Origin of the sequence: Eudoraea sp., assembly GCF_049669105.1 — a bacterium.
Classification (GTDB): Bacteria; Bacteroidota; Bacteroidia; order Flavobacteriales; family Flavobacteriaceae; genus Eudoraea.
Genome location: NZ_JBATKE010000199.1, coordinates 1 through 18444, shown reverse-complemented (window position 1 = coordinate 18444; position 18444 = coordinate 1). Strand labels below are relative to the sequence as shown.

At 36.7% G+C, this 18444-nt stretch carries 19 protein-coding genes and 1 pseudogene; 14 read left to right on the top strand and 6 right to left on the bottom strand.

The window, feature by feature from the left end:
- The 8 genes from WBM60_RS15205 to WBM60_RS15170 form a co-directional block, all read left to right on the top strand.
- On the top strand, positions 1 to 1031 hold a 1031-nt coding region (locus WBM60_RS15205; protein ID WP_424283281.1), incomplete at its 5' end, for a vanadium-dependent haloperoxidase.
- 4 nt (positions 1032 to 1035) lie between these two features.
- Positions 1036 to 1935 (top strand): GyrI-like domain-containing protein, encoded by a 900-nt coding sequence (locus tag WBM60_RS15200; RefSeq protein ID WP_424283280.1) that lies wholly within the window; start codon positions 1036 to 1038, stop codon positions 1933 to 1935.
- Positions 1928 to 2776, top strand: a complete 849-nt coding sequence (locus WBM60_RS15195) for a hypothetical protein (protein WP_424283279.1) — start codon at positions 1928 to 1930, stop codon at positions 2774 to 2776. The genes WBM60_RS15200 and WBM60_RS15195 overlap by 8 nt, the downstream gene beginning before the upstream one ends.
- 96 nt (positions 2777 to 2872) lie before the next feature.
- The gene (locus tag WBM60_RS15190) at positions 2873 to 3418 is read left to right on the top strand and encodes a YSC84-related protein (protein WP_424260168.1); all 546 of its coding nucleotides are present in this window, start codon (positions 2873 to 2875) and stop codon (positions 3416 to 3418) included.
- Positions 3419 to 3633: 215 nt separating this feature from the next.
- Positions 3634 to 3804, top strand: coding sequence for a hypothetical protein (locus tag WBM60_RS15185; protein ID WP_424277043.1), 171 nt, complete (start codon positions 3634 to 3636; stop codon positions 3802 to 3804).
- A gap of 243 nt (positions 3805 to 4047) precedes the next feature.
- The gene (locus WBM60_RS15180) at positions 4048 to 4458 is read left to right on the top strand and encodes a hypothetical protein (RefSeq protein ID WP_424260172.1); all 411 of its coding nucleotides are present in this window, start codon (positions 4048 to 4050) and stop codon (positions 4456 to 4458) included.
- A gap of 1 nt (position 4459) precedes the next feature.
- On the top strand, positions 4460 to 5020 hold the full coding sequence (locus tag WBM60_RS15175; protein WP_424277044.1) for a DUF4136 domain-containing protein: 561 nt from the start codon (positions 4460 to 4462) through the stop codon (positions 5018 to 5020).
- Positions 5021 to 5040: 20 nt separating this feature from the next.
- Positions 5041 to 5970, top strand: a complete 930-nt coding sequence (locus WBM60_RS15170) for a transporter (protein WP_424260176.1) — start codon at positions 5041 to 5043, stop codon at positions 5968 to 5970.
- A gap of 25 nt (positions 5971 to 5995) precedes the next feature.
- Here the strand turns inward: WBM60_RS15170 and WBM60_RS15165 are convergent, their stop codons facing one another.
- Positions 5996 to 6637: a hypothetical protein gene (locus tag WBM60_RS15165; RefSeq protein WP_424278635.1), complete on the bottom strand. Its 642-nt coding sequence runs from the start codon at positions 6635 to 6637 to the stop codon at positions 5996 to 5998.
- Between the two features lie 317 nt (positions 6638 to 6954).
- Between WBM60_RS15165 and WBM60_RS15160 the strand changes: the two genes are divergently transcribed.
- Both WBM60_RS15160 and WBM60_RS15155 read left to right on the top strand, forming a co-directional pair.
- The gene (locus WBM60_RS15160; RefSeq protein ID WP_424260180.1) at positions 6955 to 7638 is read left to right on the top strand and encodes an autotransporter outer membrane beta-barrel domain-containing protein; all 684 of its coding nucleotides are present in this window, start codon (positions 6955 to 6957) and stop codon (positions 7636 to 7638) included.
- Positions 7638 to 8759, top strand: coding sequence for a BamA/TamA family outer membrane protein (locus WBM60_RS15155; protein ID WP_424278634.1), 1122 nt, complete (start codon positions 7638 to 7640; stop codon positions 8757 to 8759). The genes WBM60_RS15160 and WBM60_RS15155 overlap by 1 nt, the downstream gene beginning before the upstream one ends.
- A 32-nt stretch (positions 8760 to 8791) precedes the next feature.
- Here WBM60_RS15155 and WBM60_RS15150 read toward each other — a convergent pair whose 3' ends face one another.
- Positions 8792 to 9373, bottom strand: coding sequence for an ion channel (locus WBM60_RS15150; RefSeq protein ID WP_424260184.1), 582 nt, complete (start codon positions 9371 to 9373; stop codon positions 8792 to 8794).
- A gap of 445 nt (positions 9374 to 9818) precedes the next feature.
- Between WBM60_RS15150 and WBM60_RS15145 the strand changes: the two genes are divergently transcribed.
- The 4 genes from WBM60_RS15145 (at position 9819) to WBM60_RS15130 (ending at position 13117) form a co-directional block, all read left to right on the top strand.
- The gene (locus tag WBM60_RS15145) at positions 9819 to 10457 is read left to right on the top strand and encodes a hypothetical protein (RefSeq protein ID WP_424260186.1); all 639 of its coding nucleotides are present in this window, start codon (positions 9819 to 9821) and stop codon (positions 10455 to 10457) included.
- A 125-nt stretch (positions 10458 to 10582) separates the two neighbouring features.
- Positions 10583 to 11611, top strand: coding sequence for a S1C family serine protease (locus WBM60_RS15140; RefSeq protein WP_424278633.1), 1029 nt, complete (start codon positions 10583 to 10585; stop codon positions 11609 to 11611).
- A gap of 39 nt (positions 11612 to 11650) precedes the next feature.
- Positions 11651 to 12322: a hypothetical protein gene (locus WBM60_RS15135; RefSeq protein ID WP_424260190.1), complete on the top strand. Its 672-nt coding sequence runs from the start codon at positions 11651 to 11653 to the stop codon at positions 12320 to 12322.
- 243 nt (positions 12323 to 12565) lie between these two features.
- On the top strand, positions 12566 to 13117 hold the full coding sequence (locus WBM60_RS15130; RefSeq protein WP_424260192.1) for a YSC84-related protein: 552 nt from the start codon (positions 12566 to 12568) through the stop codon (positions 13115 to 13117).
- Between the two features lie 230 nt (positions 13118 to 13347).
- Here WBM60_RS15130 and cls read toward each other — a convergent pair whose 3' ends face one another.
- The 4 genes and pseudogenes from cls to WBM60_RS15110 all read right to left on the bottom strand — a co-directional run.
- Positions 13348 to 14784 (bottom strand): cardiolipin synthase, encoded by a 1437-nt coding sequence (gene cls / locus WBM60_RS15125; protein WP_424260194.1) that lies wholly within the window; start codon positions 14782 to 14784, stop codon positions 13348 to 13350.
- Between the two features lie 42 nt (positions 14785 to 14826).
- A complete protein-coding gene (locus WBM60_RS15120; protein ID WP_424260196.1) occupies positions 14827 to 15318 on the bottom strand; it encodes a DUF4381 domain-containing protein in 492 nt (163 codons plus the stop codon).
- A 137-nt stretch (positions 15319 to 15455) separates the two neighbouring features.
- A complete protein-coding gene (locus WBM60_RS15115; RefSeq protein WP_424260198.1) occupies positions 15456 to 16154 on the bottom strand; it encodes a hypothetical protein in 699 nt (232 codons plus the stop codon).
- Positions 16155 to 16256: 102 nt separating this feature from the next.
- Positions 16257 to 18444 (bottom strand): annotated as a pseudogene (locus WBM60_RS15110) (metallophosphoesterase); the annotation flags it as partial.

Sequence of the window (18444 nt, the reverse complement as noted above, 5' to 3'; positions counted from 1 at the left end):
CTTTAGCTGCCTTAGTAGCGCATATGGATGTGAGCAGTAGGGTAATATTTTCTGAGGAGCAATTGGCGATCTTCAGAGATAGCCTCTATACTATCTGGGAATCTAAAAATGCAAGAGAATTTAATGCCTCTAAGGAGTATGGAATGCAGGTTGCCGAGCATATTGCAAAATGGATGAATGGCGACAATTATAATCAAACACGGACAATGCCTAAGTTTACAGTTGATACGGATGACCCCTCAAGATGGCAACCCACCCCGCCGGCTTATATGGATGGGATAGAGCCGCATTGGAATAAGATACGCCCTTTTGTGATAGATTCGGCAAACCAGTTTATACCTACGCCGCCGCCGCCTTTTTCTATGGAAGAAGGTTCTGAATTTTATAAAGAAGTAAAGGAAGTATATGATATTAGTGTGGAAATCACTGATAAGGGAGATGCCTCTGAAGAAATTGCCATTGCACAGTTCTGGGATTGTAATCCATATGTATCAGTAACACGAGGTCATTTGATGTTTGCTACAAAAAAAATTAGCCCCGGTGCACATTGGATAGGCATTACTAAAATTGCCGCCAAAAAAACAAATAGTGATTTTAACAAAACCGTTTATGCCTATACCAAAACATCCATGGCTATAGCTGATGCCTTTATTAGTTGCTGGGATGAAAAGTACAGAAGTAACCTTATCAGGCCTGAAACTTTGATCAACGAACATATTGACGAAAACTGGAAGCCTGTATTGCAAACCCCTCCATTTCCTGAGTACACCAGCGGGCATAGTGTAGTTTCCGGAGCGGCTGCAACTGCACTTACGGAAATTTTTGGTGATAATTTTGATTTTGCCGATGATACCGAAGTGGCCTACGGTTTGCCTGTCAGAAGTTTTAATTCATTTAATGAAGCCGCAGATGAAGCAGCTATAAGCAGAATGTACGGAGGAATTCATTACAGGAAAGCCGTTGCGGTTGGCGTAAAACAAGGAAGAGATTTGGGCAAGTTCGTTTTGGAAAACCTTACAATGACCAATTAGGTATATGAAAAAAGTCATTCTTGTTTTAGTGCCAATTTTAATTGTTGGCCTTGTGTGGTATTTGTTTATAAAACCCTATGATTACCTGGTGACTTTTAAAGTCAGGACGTTTCCCGGTACCATTAATCAATCACTAAAAATTTGGAATTCTACTCTAAAAGATGCTCAATTAGTAAATCAGGTAGGTTTTACACACCTGGAACAAAATATAAAATTCAACGATTCTACTTATTTATATCAATGGGATATTATTCCACTAACGGACTCTACTTCAAAGATAAAGGTTTATGTAAAGGATCTTGATCATAGTTTTAAAAACAAAATTGCAATTCCATTTTTCAATACAGATTTTGAAAAGAGAACCATAAGTACGGTTAAAGATTTTAATGAAAAACTGAATGAACATATAGCTAAATTCAGGGTTAAAATAGCCGGTAAGAATGAATTACCAGCTACTTATTGTGCCTATGTATCTGTGAAGACCACTCAATTTGGAAAAGCACAGGGTATGATGAACAATTATCCTCTACTAAATACTATCCTTGCTAATAACGGGATTGAGTTAAATGGAAGACCATTTTTAGAGGTCACACAATGGGACATGGAAACAGACAGTATACAATTTGATTTTTGTTATCCGATTATTAAATCCGATTCATTGCCACAACATCCGGATCTGAAGTATAAACAGTTCAATTCAAGAGATGCTCTTATGGCCGTTTATAATGGCAATTATATAACTTCCGACAGAGCCTGGTATGCTCTTTTGGATTATGCCGATAAAAATGACATTAAAGTTACCGGTCTGCCTGTAGAAGTTTTTCATAATAACCCTAATATGGGTGATGATGCCCTTAATTGGAAAGCTGAGATTTATTTTCCTTTAATAAATGTAGATGACTAGATATGTAGCCATCTTAATATTTAGCTTTTTGACAAGTTGTGCCAACTATGGCCAACTTACTTACATCACTAAACTCCCTAAAAAACTGGATGAAAATTCAGGAATGGCAATCGGAAAAGATTCAACCATATGGTTTGTCAATGACGGTGGTAACGAAGACAAAATATATCAGATAAACACCAAGGGTAAGATCCTAAAGGAACTTGAAGTAAAAAATGCTAAAAACAAGGATTGGGAAGATATGGCCCAGGATAAAAATGGTAATGTTTATATAGCTGATACAGGGAATAACGCAAATAAGAGGAAGGACCTGGTTATATATAAAATTCCAGATCCCGGTAAAGAAAAAGGAGACAAGATTGAAGCAGAACAAATAGAATTCAATTTTCCAGATCAAAAAAAATTCCCTCCTAAAAAAAGCAAATTGATATACGACACGGAGGCGATTTTTTATGCTAAAGACAGTCTCTATCTTATCACGAAAAACAGATCTCAACCCTTTAATGGAAAGGCCCTGATATACAGAATTCCTGCGAAAAAAGGGAACTATAAAGCCAATTACCTCGGAGAATTCATCCCCTGTACAGATACTTCTAGCTGTAAAATAACAGCCGCGGATATTTCCCCGGACGGTAAAACTATCGCGCTGCTGGGCTACGGTAAATTATGGCTATTCACTAATTTTGATCTTTCAAATTTTTTCGAAGGGGATCTAAAAACAATTGACCTGGGTATTAGCACACAACTGGAATCCATTTCTTTCTTAAATAATAAAACATTGCTATTTTCGGATGAGCAATTAAATAAAACGGGGCGAAACCTATATTCATTAAGGTTCTAAGGATCATTGCTGTTTTTTTAACTATGTAGATTATTGGGCTTTAACCAATTTTATTTATATCTTGACCTTCTATAAATGTTAAAAAATAGTTTTTCTATGAAAACTTCACACGCACTCAAAATACCCATTTTTACCCTATTTCTGTCATTAATTATTTCTTCAACAACCTATTCTCAAGCCGGGTGGAATCCTGAGTTAGAAAACGACTGTAAAGAGGCAATTTCTGAAATGAAGAAGGATGCACCCAAACTTGATACCTATTTTTCAAAGGCTTATGGATATGCTATATTTCCAAAAATCACCAAAGCCGGCTTAGGATTTGGAGGAGCCGGAGGGAAAGGCATAGTATATCAAGGAGGTAAAGCTACGGGAGAATCAAAACTTGGACAAGCTTCCTTTGGGCTTCAGGCCGGAGGTCAGCAGTATAGTGAATTAATATTCTTTGAAGACAAAGGGGCTTACGACCGTTTTACCGGAGGTAAGTTTAAATTTGACGCTCAAGCTTCTGCTGTAGCCATTACAGAAGGTGCCGCTGCCGTGGCTCCATACCAGGATGGTGTGGCCATTTTTACCCGAGTTCAAGGAGGTTTGATGTATGAGGCCTCTGTAGGTGGGCAAAAGTTTACTTTCGAACCTCGTTAAAACTTGACTTCAGGTTGTCAAAATACCTTAAAACGATCTGTTTAATTTAATTAGAAATTCTTTTACAAAACTTTATTAAAATTAAAGATGTAGAAGAATTTCTAATTAATATATATGAAAAATAAATTTTTTTAATACTACTCTTTAATGTGTGGAGTGGTTACTCTTAAGTCCTTATTGCAGCAGTTTTTGGAGATAAACTAAATTCACCGGATTTGGAGTTTGGTCTTGAAGAAGGATATAACTGGTCTGACATTTCAGACCTAAAGAATGGAAAAAGTCTTTCCGAATTCAACCCGGGCTTTTACTTTGACATCTGGTTAAAAAACCATTGGCATCTATATACCGGAGTATTGGTAAAAGGCAGAATGGATGCCTCAGATTAAGCACAGAGGATCTCTCACTTCTAGGAATTACTTTGCAGGATGAAGAAGGCACTTATAGCCAAAAAACTAGCTATTTTTGATTATAAAATATAATATCTGTTATTCAATTTTTAATATGTTTATTTTTGTAATCGTTAAGTCGAAATTAATGCCCTAAATGGCGGACAACAAAAATTATACGCGTATCTAACGAATTCTGTATTGATCATTGAATCCTAAAAAATCATCTAAACCCAATTTTCTATGACTCGAATTAAAATAGTTTTATGCATTACTGGTCTTTTTATATTCTCCAATATAAAGGCACAGGAGCTCAGCAAAGAAGAAAGAAAAGTTGAAATATTTTCTTCTGAAGAAAAGGACAATCTTCAACTTTGGTTCCAGGATGAAGTAAAAAGAATGGACCTCAACGAGGAGGAAATGAGCCAATACAGCAGTATTATTGTTTACTATGTAGCCAAGATCGCGAGGTTGGATGATAAGGATAAAGAGTATTCAGAGGAGAGATTCAAAAAAGAATTAAACAGTTTATTAGCCAAGCAGGATAAAGAGTTAGAAGATTTACTCACTCCGGAGCAATTTGAAATACATAAAGAAATTTATAGTGAATTTCTAAGGTCGGCCTATAGAAGATGGGGAATAACAAATGACTAATATGGAATTACCATTGAAAAAACTCAGTGTTGTATTCCTTTTTTGGTCAATTCCTTTTTTAGTGATGTCTCAAGTCTTGGTTTCCTATAACAAAGCTGCCAAAGTAGACTTCAAAAAATACAAAACCTATCAGGTATATGGTCTTAATGTTACAACTATCCCGGAATTTGAACCAAAAAAGGAGAGCCTAAATTTTTTAATTACAAAGATTGACGAACAAATGTCTGCCAGGGGGTGCCAAAAAGTGAAAGAGAATCCGGATCTAATCCTCAACATTGGAGTTGTTATCTCTGCAGAACAAAAGACAAGGCAAACCGATATTAGAGATGCTCCAAGATATATGGGAGAGCGAAATTACCATTGGGAATCACAAGAAATTGTTGTTCAAAACTATAACGAAGGGACCGTGATCCTGGATGTTGTAGAAAGTGAGAATAATAAACTAATTTGGCAGGCAGTGTCCAAAGGAATGATTTCAGCCTCAATTGATACAAACTTGAGTAGAATTACAAAAGCGGTTAAAAAAATGTTTAACAAATATCCTGTTAAAGCAAACAAGTAACTGTGCTCTTCCAATAACCCATGGCGATAAAAAAACTATTATTCCTGAGAAACATTTTGATAGGATGCTTTATACTGTATCTGCAGCAAGGCTTTACACAGGACATTGAGCCCAGAAGATGGACTTCTATTCCGCTTGGAATTAATGTTGTGGGAGCGGGCTATGTATATTCTAATGGGCAGGTTAAATTTGATCCCGTATTAGAATTATCCGATGTTACACTAGAAGCAAACAGTTTTGCCATTTCTTATGTCCGCCCGTTTAGAATAGCCAATAAGCTAGCGCGGGTAGATGTTGTGGTTCCTTTTTCCATTGATCACTGGGAAGGCTTGCTAAGTGGTGAACCGGCCAGCACAAACAGAGATGGTTTCATGGATCCGTGGGCAAGGGTATCCGTAAATCTCATAGGCCCACCGGCAGGAGGGCCAAAGGAGGTAAAAGCATATTACCAAGAAAATCCTGTAAATACTACATTTGGGGTTTCTATAGAAGTACGACTGCCCTTTGGGGAATATTTTGAGGAAAAACTCATTAACATTGGAAATAATCGATTTGTTTTCCGGCCTCAGGCGGGTGTTGTCCATCGCTGGGGCCTATGGTCGTATGAATTTACCGGATCTTTAGCAATATTTACACGTAATGCGGATTTTTTTAATGGAAATACACGGAGTCAGAACCCCACTCTTGGCCTGCAAAGCCATCTTATAAGACAATTTAAGAGTCGTATATGGGTCTCATTAAGTGCTGCTTATAACCAGGGTGGCGCCTCAATCATAAATGATGAGTCTAAAAATGACCAACGTGTTAATTTCTTTGCTGCGGCCTCAACCGGATATACATTTGCAGGAAACCAGGGCATAAAGCTTACCTATATTCACTCGCAGGCACTCAAGGATGTGGGGGCAAATTTAAATAGTTTTGCACTTAGCTGGTCAATGACTTTTCGCTAATATTTTAGGTGTTAATATTAAATTTCTAATTTAAACTAAAAACAAGACCTCCCGAAAAAGCCCCCATAACGGTTGTTCCGGAGGCATACACTGCACCGCCAAATCCATTTACATATAGGCCACCCCATGAAACTGGAAACATAAGATCTCCTTGTATTTTGATACCAATTACATCACTTAAGTTAAAAATAACACCTCCCTTTAGTGCAAAAGAAAATTCTGTAGTAGAGGCCAAATCTCTTGTTGTTATCGCAAGATTTTCATTCTTTGGCGTAAAAATAGTTACTCCCGCACTTAAGCCAAAAAAAGGCGTTAAATCACTTGATGAATCAAAATACCTGGAACTACCAATGTGAATCCAATCCATTGACAGATCAGACAAACGGTCTTCTGATGGACTAATAAGTATATCCCTTATTAATAATTCTGTATTCATTTTCATATAAGTAAGTTCTAACATTGTCCCATAACCTACTTCGAAACCTGCTATTCCCCTAAAAAACCCGCCATCAGAGGCTTTAAGATAATTAGATCCGTAATTTAATTTAGTTCCCAATTGATACCCATAATCTACGGATAAATCAATGTCTTGTGCATTACTTTGAAAAAAGAAACCCGTGAATAATAGTAATATTAGGGGTAGGCGATAGTTTGTTAATAGAGTCATTTTCAATTTATTTGAATTGATTTAACTTTTTTTGCAGGGTTTGTGCCCCAATAAATGAGGGCAAATATATGGTAATTTTTTCTTTTCCCGATTGAACAGATTTACTTGAAACTTAACTAATTTTATGAGTAAAATTCTAAATACTCTTAAAGGGTAATTTTCTTCCATTCATAGTGAATAAAAAAGGGAAATCCTAGTATTTATAGGCTTTTTGGTTTACTTTTATAATGAATTCTAAGGGGACTTCCGGGTAAGATTGTATATATTTTAAGTAAATTGAAATTATTAATCCAAAGGGCCTGACTTATTTTAAAACAATGCAGAAATTCACCGTATTTTCTAAGCGCCTAGTACTAATATTCCTGATATTCAACGCTTGCCCAATCTTCCCTCAAGATATCGTTTCTGCAGACAGTACGGACGCCACTTTAACCCCTTTCCGAAAAGGACGTTGGCTAACCTCCCTATCCGGAAGCATTAGTAGTAGCCGAAATCAATTAAGCTCAACAAATGATAAAATAATCTCCAATGAATTTGGAATAAACCTGTCAACGGGTAAATTCTTTAAAGACAGATGGCTTTTTGGAGTTACTTTTCAAGCCATCAAGGAGGAAGCGAAAGGAGAATTAAATATCGTGGGTGAGTCTTTATATATAGGTCCCCAATTTGCCAGGTATTTTTCTAAAAATAAAGATGGTTCACTATTTTTGAATGTTTCCCCTGGCTTTGTTCTTTATCGTAGTCTGGCCACCATAAATGATATCCCCGATTATAGAGAGGAATCTGATGGAGATGGATTTGGTACTCTGATCAGTTTAGGATATTCCTATGTTATTAGAGATTTAATTTCATTTAATATTGGTTTTAATCTTCAATATTACTGGATTAACGCCGATACGATTAACGAAACAGGGGGGGCAGTTAACACAGAAAATATTACCATTAGTAATATTTCATTTACTTTCGGATTTGGTGTAATTCTTGACGATTTTTTCTTCTGATGAAAAAGTATATTTTATACACAAGCTTGCTTATCGTTTTCCTGTCCTCGACAGTTTTTGCCCAGCGCAATAATGAAGACGGATTTATTCAATCCGATACCATAAGAAAGGGAAAAAGTCTTCAGTTTGTGGCATTACCTATTATTTTTTATACGCCTGAAACGAAGTTCGGATTTGGAGGAGGGGGTCAGCTATTCTTTCTTAAGAATATTAATGAATACAATCAACGATTGTCTAATATTTTTTTTAGTGCAATCTACACTTCCGAGAAACAATTTATATTTGAAGCTACTCCTCAAATCTATCTGGGACATGGAGATTATTTTATTGATATGTTTTATACTTATCGCGTTTTTCCAAATTCCTTTTGGGGTATTGGACCTTCAACTCCAGAGAGCAATAAAGAATCTTATAACCAAACTACGAATAAATTTGATATCAATCTTTTAAAAAGATTACCCCCGAATCTAAATTTTGGATTGTCCGTTAACTATGCGAATTATCAGATTACCGAAGTACTGGAAGGTGGTATTTTAGATACCCAGGCGGTCCCAGGTAGTGATGGTGCAAAAATCATTGGACTGGGTGCCATATTTAATTTAGACTCCCGAGATGATATTGGCGCCCCCCAGGCTGGTAATTATCTTAGTTTAGCCGCACGTTTTTCAAGTGAACTCTTTGGGGCATCACATGCATTTAATAAATTTATTTTAGATTTAAGAACGTATCAACCCCTAGCAAAAAAAAGTATTTTGGCATTTCGCTTTTATTTAGAAAACAATTTTGGGGATGTGCCATTTCAGGGCATGGCCAGCTATGGGGGCAGCAAAAATGCAAGGGGGTATTTTAACGGCAGATTCATTGACAAGCACATGTATATTGTACAGGCAGAATACAGGTGGCGTTTTAAAGAACGATGGTCTTTAGCTGGTTTTGGGTTGTTTGGCAGTGTGAATGACAATGGTGGTGATCTTTTCAGTTTTAATAACATGAAACCAAGTATTGGAGGGGGAATACGTTTTAAACTGATTAAAGATAAAAGTACCTGGCTTAGGTTAGATTACGGGAAAGGGCTTGACGGACAAAGCGGTATTTACTTTGGGGTTAATGAAGCATTTTAAAAAGCTATGAGAGGTAAACTTTCTCGCGCTTCTCAGTCCAACCGAGAGCTGTGCCTGATATATTTTTCCACAACAACAGCTGTAACAATAACGAGATAAAACTGTCCTAAAAGTCCTATTACCACCGCTGCATTGCGAGCCAGTTGTGAGACAGGTAAAATATCCCCATACCCGATTGTTAAAAGTGTGATGAAACTGAAATACATTAAATCATCTCCGTTTCCTTCAATATTCAATTTCTGACTGACCAAACCGGAAAAAGAACCAGGTTCCAAAATCTCAACAGACATGCAAATAAAAAATCCAACAAGACCTAAACTAATATAGCCACTCATTAGCCCAAAAATTACACCTCTATTGACCTTCTTACTTTGCCAAACCTGCCTAATAATCTCATAAGTTACAATGGAATAAAATGAAAATAAAATGCCAAATCGTAAATAGGTCAATGATTTTTCATCTATCGCCAATAATGAGGAAAGTATGTAAACGACAATCAATGTGAAAAATAAAAACACAAAGAGGTTTTTTATTTTCTTTTTATTCCAAATTAATAGAATTCCCGCCAGTATATTAGCGATAAAAAATACAGGATTAACAAAAACATCAAACAATTTGGATGGTACAAAAAGGGTCCCAAATAATATAAATAAAAGGCTACAAAGAAAAATACTAAATCTATACAGGTATAGATATTCTATAATTTTCATAAATCAACTGATTCTTCATTAAAAATAAATTCTTTTACTCAAACCAATGCTTTTTATTGTAAAAATATTAAGGACTAACTATTTTGCGATATAATCCATTTTCATCATAGGTGTTTTACTATTATCTGCTTCTCAAATGGCGATCATATGCGATATGTAAATATAATTTTTTTATTTAAGCCTTGGGAGCCTATAAATATGAGTTTGATTACCAATTTAAAACAACTTTGGGTTAGAACACTTTATCGTTTTTTACGATTAGAAAATCAAGGGGCTTTATTGAATGATTGTGTTGTGTAGGTTTATGATTAAGCTTAATTTTCAGATTCCTAAATAATAATCGGTTTTTATGATTAAAAACTTTGTTATAGTATGGTTTACAAGCTGTTTATTAACAGCTTGCAGCAGTTCCTATCTCAGAGAATCTTCCAATGTAAGTAACATCAAAAAAAATTACGAGAAGATTCTGGTGGTAGCTCATACCAAAGATAAAGTAGCCCGTATTAGGGCTGAAGGGCTGGTTGCTAATGAACTGGCAATCCGGGGCGTAAAAGCGGAATCCTCTGTAGATGTTATTAAAACCGAAAACTTCTCCGAAGAAATGTCAGATGAGGAAATTGAAACCTTAATTTCTCAATTACTTGATGCAGGTTTCTCTGGTGTATTAATTACCAATGTAATAAACAGGGAGCAATACAAAGATGTTGTTCGGGGAGGCAGTAATTTGGAATATCAAGCACCTCAATATGGCAGGTTTGGGCAGTATTATAGCTATTACCCCGCTACTTCCTGGGAACCGGATCGAATAGAAACAGGGGTGGATTATACCGTAGAAAGTTGTTTGTACGATATCACTGTAGCTCAGAAAGACAATTTACAATGGGTTGGCAGATTTAAATTGAAAAACCCTGAAGACATAAAAGAAGCTATCGGGCAGTATTCGAAGGAGCTTGTGGATGCCTTAATTGACCAAAGTATTAACCCGTAAATAAAGTTCCAGAAACAAAAGAAACTATATCTTAGACCAATAAATTGGACATGTCTTTGTAGTCAGCTTAATGAAAATTTAATATGAGTTGTGATCTGAGTTATGCCTTCTTAAGAAAAGTTTAAATGAAAAAAATAATTTTAGCACTTACGTTATTAATTTCTCTTATCACAAACGCGCAAAACCTTGCAGAGTTATATAAGGATATTAATTCCTCGGTAGTAGTTATAGATATCATTAATGTTACTCGGGAAAGTGAAGGGGAATATATTCAGGTAGTCACTGAGGAATCTCAGGGTTCCGGAGTATTAATAGCTGATGAAGGCCTTATTTGGACCGCAGCTCATGTGGTGCAAGCTGCCGAAGAAGTTCAAATTGAATTCCTGGATGGTGATATTTATGAAGGCATGGTTATAAGTTCGGTCGCACAAGCTGATGTTGCCCTGATTAAAATAAAAGGAGATTTCCAGCTAAAGAATAAAAAAGTTGCACCCATAGGAGATTCTGATAGTTTGTCTATAGGGGATGATGTCTTCGTTCTAGGTGCGCCTCATGGTTTTAAACAATCACTTTCACGTGGAATACTCAGTGGCAGATTTGTTCCGGCTCATTTGAGCAATAATTTTGTAAAAATTGAATTTCTACAAACCGATGCTTCCATTAATCCGGGTAATTCCGGTGGACCCATGTTTAATATGAAAGGAGAAGTTATAGGAATAGCAAGTAGAATATACAGTAACTCAGGAGGCTTTGAAGGTATTGGATTTGCCATGTCATCTAATGTAGCAAACAAATTACTTATGCAGGAACCGGGTATTTGGGGCGGTATGGAATCAATATTACTGGACGGAGATCTTGCAAAGGCACTTAATCTTCCTCAGGAAGCAGGATTGTTGATTACAAGTTTGTCCTCTAAAGGAGCTGCAAGCGCAATAGGTCTGAAGGGTGGTACTATTTCAGCCAAAATTGAAGAAACAGAACTTACAATTGGAGGGGATATTATTCTGGAATTAGCTGGCATAACCATTAAAGATATCAACTCCATTTTCAAAATCAGAAAGATAATAGCTGAAGCTCAAAAAGGGGAGGTCATAACCATGACTGTTCTAAGAAACGGAAAAATCGGCAAAGCTGAATTTATCAAGGAAAATTAATTACCAGATATTGTATATATTAGCCGTTCAAAATAGAACATGAAAAAAACATATCCTTTATTTATCCTACTAGCCACGCTACTGCTTACTAGTTGCTCAAGCTTTAAAATCATTAAATCCTATAAATCTGATTCTGTTGAAACAATGCAGGATAAAAACATTTTGGTTGTTGGCAGATCAACAAAGAAGGATGTGAGGATGGCATATGAAGATGCTATTACCAAAAAACTTGTTGCCAGCGGGTATAAAGCAACCGCCAGCTATAAAAAATATCCCGATTTCAAACCAAACACTAAGGTATCTGATGACCAAAAACAGCATATCCGAACTATTTTGGAAAAAGACGGATATAATGGAGTTGTACTTACCATATTAAAGGATATTGTAGTTAATTCGCGTGAAGTGGGTGCGGAACAATATGATGCTGCGGTGATTTATGGTGGCGCAAGTATGCCTTCGGTTTATGGAGGATTTTATGCTTATTGGGTCTTGCCGGGCTCATATTCCGTCGATAATGTTGCTTTAAAGCAAGAGGGTACTACCATTACTTCAAAACTTTATACACTTGAAACCGTAATCTATAATTTGGACAAGGAAGATGGCGAGCAGCTTGAGGCATGGATAACAGCCTCAATTGAAAACCCGGACAATGTTATAAATACAGCAACCGCATATGCAAATTCTATTGCAAAAGGTTTTAAAGGTAAGTAGACTACTAATCAATTCTTTTGCTATTCCCCAATTAATCTGTTAGGATATCTTTGGCATAATAATTGATTTTGAATACTCTGAAATAGTTCAATAAATTTGGGATACTTTACCATGTTTTTTGTACCTTTTACAGCCATTTAATCAGGTCTTGTTAATCGCGTGATATGTTTGACTATCAACAACAATAAAATACTGTAAATCAGAAAGTTCCCTTAAATAATTTAATAACTTAATAATTTTAATATGAACACAAACTATTTAAAAAAGACATCTTTTTTATTACTCCTCATGGGCTTTGCTTTCTCATTTAGTTCTAATGCCCAGATAGCTGGCTGGAATGTTGATTTGGAAAAAGATAGTAACGAAAAGTTGGCAGAAATGATTCAAAAGGTAGGCAAATTACAAACCTTCAAGGATAAGGCCTATGGATATGCCATCTATCCAAGAATAACCAAGGCAGGATTAGTTATTGGAGGCGCCGGTGGCAAAGGACTAGTATATAAAGGTGGTGAAATAGTAGCTTCTTCAAAACTTGGACAGGGATCCTTTGGTCTTCAGGCCGGGGGACAACAATATGCAGAGGTTATTTTCTTTGAAAATCAAGATGCTTTTGATCGATTTAAAAGTGGTAAAATGAAGTTTAATGCACAGGTCTCTGCTACGGCAATTACCGAAGGGGCTTCAGCTGATTTTTCCTATCAGGGCGGAGTTGCTGTTTTTACAATGGTAGAGGGCGGACTTATGGTTGAAGCCTCCCTTGGCGGGCAACATTTTTCATATGAGGCAGTACAATAAAAGATTTATTCACAAATAATAAAAGGCCCGGAAAACCGGGCCTTTTATATTTTAATCACTTTTTTGATTTAGCTTCTCCTAATCCTTTAGGCATCTGAAAACCAGATGGTTCATAGCACTTAAAAGGTGTTTTCCGGCGTTTAACTATTCCTGTTTGGAATACTCTTCTCCACTCAACTATTAATTCTATATAATTTTGGCCAAAAGAAAGGTTTTAAAAATGTAATAATCTACATTAATGGACTGGTTAATCTTGCCAATTTTTCTTTTACCCTATCAATTTGAGGCCTGGCTAAATGTTCTTCAAGCGTTAGCTGCTTACTGTTTTTTTGAAATGACGAGAATTGCCTTTTCATAGAGATTGTTTCTTCCTTGCTATAAATTAGTGCGTTCACTTCAAAATTTTGTTCCAAACTCCGCACGTCCAAATTGGCAGTTCCAATTGAACAAACGGAATCATCAGATATAATTACCTTTGAATGTATAAAACCTTCCTGGAACAAATAAATTTTAACCCCTGCCGTGAGGAACCTGCTAAAAAAGGATTGTACTGCCCAATGAATCATGGCTGACTCAGAATTCCTGGGAACAATTATCCGTACATCTATACCACTTAAGGCAGCGGTTTTAATGGCTAATGAAAGGGTAGAATCAGGAACCAAATAGGGATTCACAATATACACATACTCTTTTGCCTGATATAAAATATACAGGTACTGTTGCAGGATATTAGGATAATCAGCGTCCGGGCCACTGGATACAATTTGGACAGGAGTGTCTCCAATTTTATCCATCAATTTAAAAATATCTGGTTTAATCAAATTTTCCCTGGTGACAAAAAGCCAATCTGAAAGAAACACAAAATGCAGGAAGTTTACACTCATTCCCTGAATCATCAGGTGAGTATCTGTCCAATGACCTAAAATGTTATCATCCTTGATATATTTGTCATCCACATTAATTCCGCCCGTAAAACCAACTAAGCCATCCACAATTAAAATCTTCCGGTGATTACGATAATTTAAACGGGCCAACCTGCCAAACCGGACAGGCATAAAAGGAAAAATTTGCACTCCAATTTCACGGAATTTATTTATCATCTTATTTGATAAATCCCAACTGCCCAGGGCATCATAAATGAGTCTTACTTTAACTCCCTGTGCTATTTTCTTTTCGAACAGTGTGACAAAACGATCTGCCAATTGTCCATCAATGAAAATATAATATTGCAAGTGAATATATTCTTCTGCTTTCTCACAAGCTTCAAAAATAGCCCTGAAGGTGTCCGGTCCATCATTGAGTATCCTAACCTTATTGTTAAAAGTAATGATAGCGCTGTTAACTCTGGTGAGCAATCGTATGAGGTTTAAATAAGCAGGGGTTACATCGTGTCTTTTTAATAAACTTAATTCTGCTTCTGCTGAATACTTCTTAACAAAATTCTCGAATTGAATGTAATCTATCTCTTTTTTTAGATCGAAAAGCTTTTGTCTTCGAAGATTTACTCCAAAAAAGAAATACAACATTGCCCCAATAAATGGAATAAAAATAATAAGCAGGATCCATGCCCATATGCGTATGGGTTTACTGCCATCCTTAATTAATAAATATAAGGAGGTGAGCGTAAGGGCAATTTCCGCCAGTATGATAAGGAGGACCCATGTCATTTTAAACTATTTTATTTTATTCTTCAATATAACCCCATTATCTTAACGCCTATTTATTTTATGCCCTTTTATCCATTCCCCGCTTAATCTAATTATCTCTACCCAATCTTCGTCCTTTATGTTTATTGATCCATTTCGCCGGTAAGATGCTTCTTCTAAAAAAATTCCAGGGGTTACAGTAAATCTGGCTTTGGGATAGGTTTCTTCGAGAAACTGCAGCCATTTTGCGCCATATAGTCCGGCTACTTCCGTTCTAGGGTAACCTTGCAGCGCCGTAGCTTTCAATAATTTGTTAAGGAGGTCTATTTCTTTGTAATCTGCTTTTAAAACGTTAAGTTTTTGCAATTCCTGCAGTGCCCAATTCCTATACTCATTTTTCCTTTTATAGGCCATCCACTTTATAACTCCAAGTATAGTAAGTCCCAGTAAAATAATTGCAACCACATACCACCCCGGCTGCGGAGGCCAGAAAGCAATCGGATCTGGCACAATAATAGGCTCTAAATTTTGAAGCATATTCTCTCTATAGATCATGGTTTTTACAGTTCAGTTCCTGTAATGTCTGAAGGTAAGATAGCTGATCTAAATTGGATAAGAATAAACCAGCATTCAAATTTTTTACTCAAATCATTTTACCTAATAGCAGAGGCTTAAAAAATGGCAGGCCAGAGCTATTTCTCGAAAGCTTTCACCATTGTTTCCACATACTTTCCTGCAGTTTTATAGGCCTCTTTAGGGTCTTCTAATTCGGATGTTACGACAGCCACTAATTGGTTTTCCTCTGGTTCATCAAGATTGTAAAATACTGTTTCTAAAACATAGTTTGTAGAAGTCCTGGTTGTAGTGGAGGTTGGGATATAACCCCCGAAGGAATTATAATATGAGCCATAAGCATATGGCGTCCTGTAATAATTATTAAATCCTCCATAATACCCCGGATATCCCCCATAATACCCCGGATATCCTCCTGAAACACCTATGCCTACTCCACTGCTGGAAGTTGTAGTTACTTGCTCCTCGTTTTTAACGGCAACAACTACAATTCCATTATATCCCTCACTATCAAGGATACTTTGTACAAACGCTAACCGTTCTTCAGAAATTTCTTTTTGGGCATGAATTTTTGGAAATTTTTTAAAACTTTCCGTCACATTATATCCTCTTTCCCTCAATTCATTGGCCAATGCTTCCTCAAAAGCAATTCTGGCCGTATTGTCGGCTGTTCTTGCATAAACCAGAATTTTCTTTTCCTTGAATTTAGCAATGGCTTCATCTTCACCTGTCCAGAGGTCCCGGACTTTTACACTACCGCAATTGTATAAAAAAATGACAGCAAATAGTGCCACCAGTATATGGAGATTTTTTTTCATAGCTTTTTTAATATTTTAATGATTTTTAAATAGTGTGCCAAGCTACTAAAAATATATCATATAATGACACCCAATTACTTATACAAGGGAATTGGGGTCCTATTATAAGCCTAAAATAAATCCAAAATAAAATCTCAGGCCATCATCCGAACCAAATAACCCAAGGTTAGCAGTGATCAAATCTGCCCCATTTACAAAAAATCCACCCCCATAGGAGGTATTCCAGATATTTCTATTAAATGAAGGATCAACAACCAGACTATCATCTACCCAGATTCTGCCCACATCAAATCCACCAAAAATACCTACTTCAACCGGTATTAGTCCTGTTTTATATCTTTTAAAATTAAAGCGAAGATCAGAGGTCTGGTAAAATGAAGATTTTCCGGTAAAGCGCTCGTTTCTGTAGCCCCGCAAGCCGTCGTTACCACCTATGCTCGCTGCCTGGTAGAACTCAAAATCATCGCCAAAAATTAGATGGGCCTTAGACTTAGTGGCAAAAACTAATTGCCCATTTGGTGATATCTTATATGCAAAACCAAGCGTTGGGATTAAATACCCAAATGTATTTGAATTCTCAAGATTGGATGTAATTCCGGTTTGTAATTCCGCTTCCATACCCAAGGTTGGGAAAGCAGGGTTATCATTATTCGTATAACTATAAACCGCTTCGGCACCCACAAAATTATTTTTTTCTTCCTGAGGTATAAAATCCGAAAACAAATTGATATATCTTCCTTCTGTCTCTTCCAACTCGTAGGATTTATAGTTTACCCCTATCCCAAATTCTCCTCCATTCTCGCCATGCCATACTAATCCCGCAGAACCTCCTAATGTTCCCAGTTTGACCCGATTGTAATTCAGATCAAAATTTTCCTCATCATCAGCATTAGGATTAGGTGTTGAATTTCCAAATCCAAAAAAGTTTATACTGTAATTAGGGCTTGTAAACACCCCATTAATCGCCAGATTCCATTTACCTACCACATGAGCAAATTCTCCCTGATATCGTATATCAAATCCTCCTGTAGAGGTATATAAGGCAGCTCCTATCCTGTTAGTGGACGTAAACGGATTTCGCTCAAAGCCATAGGTAGTATGCCCAGCTATAAGGCCTATCTTTAAACCATCATCCGGGTTAATTCCTATTAATGGAAGTATTGCATTAACATTATATTTTGGCTTCCTATAGTCATAATTATTATTCTCATAATCATCTCTGATGTGCTGCTTACCCTTTTTAGTAATCAGTGTATTGGGTTTACTTTTAAAATCATAGATATGGGTCTTTTTCCCATTTAAGACCTCATATCTATCATTATTAGAACCACCCACTATACGGAGCTTTATAAGATGATCTCCATCGCCAGCCACGTGAAAATAATCTTCATCATCCAGACCATATACCCAAATTTCTTTCGTACTGCCAACCTCAAATGTCCGTTCAAAAAATACCGGTCCCTTTTCGCCTTTTATAATCCGGTATCCGGTAACTTTTGTCCTACCTTGAGGCATTCGTTCAATTTCAAACCAATCATCCTTATCTGTACCTCGTACTACTGCATATTTATTTACAACTTTAAAATACGCATCGGAAATTTTTCGCAAGTTAGAACGCCTGCCTTTTAACTTGTGCTTTATATCCTCCATATTCTCATCCTTCACTTCATCAGGCAACTTTTCAAATGCGGCATCTATGATCTCATCAGTAATATGAGAAGATACATAAGCCGCCTGTTCATCCCAAACTGCTTTGTCTGATTCTTGTATCACGGCAACATCCAGAACATATGGATTTAAATTGCTCCATTGTACATCTTTGATATCTTCTTCGTATGAATTTAAGACACGTGCTGGGGCTGCCAGTAAAGTAGCCAGTCCCAGAGCAAAACCATCATTCATTATTGAAAATGCCTGATCACGATCTCTTGGTACCGGCTTATAGGTAGTCACCCCATTTTCTTCAAAAACGGCCCAGCGCCACTGATCCTGATGACGATCCCAATCTCCTAAAAGCATATCAAAAAGTCGGGCACGCACATAGGTGGTTTCATCTACCCTGTGATTTTCATTCTTTTTCAATTTGTCGATCATATCATGAGTACTGATCATCTCATTGGCATAGCCAAAACTGGCTTTATCGCCATGGCCGTCTGCTGTCCTTTCCTCAATTGCATAAAGAGCATCGCCAAATTCGTCGTTAAAACGACCTATAGCATTCTGCTTAGGCACATAATATAACTTAGGATTGGTATGGTATATCCCAACGGCATCGGCCAGGTCTCCGATA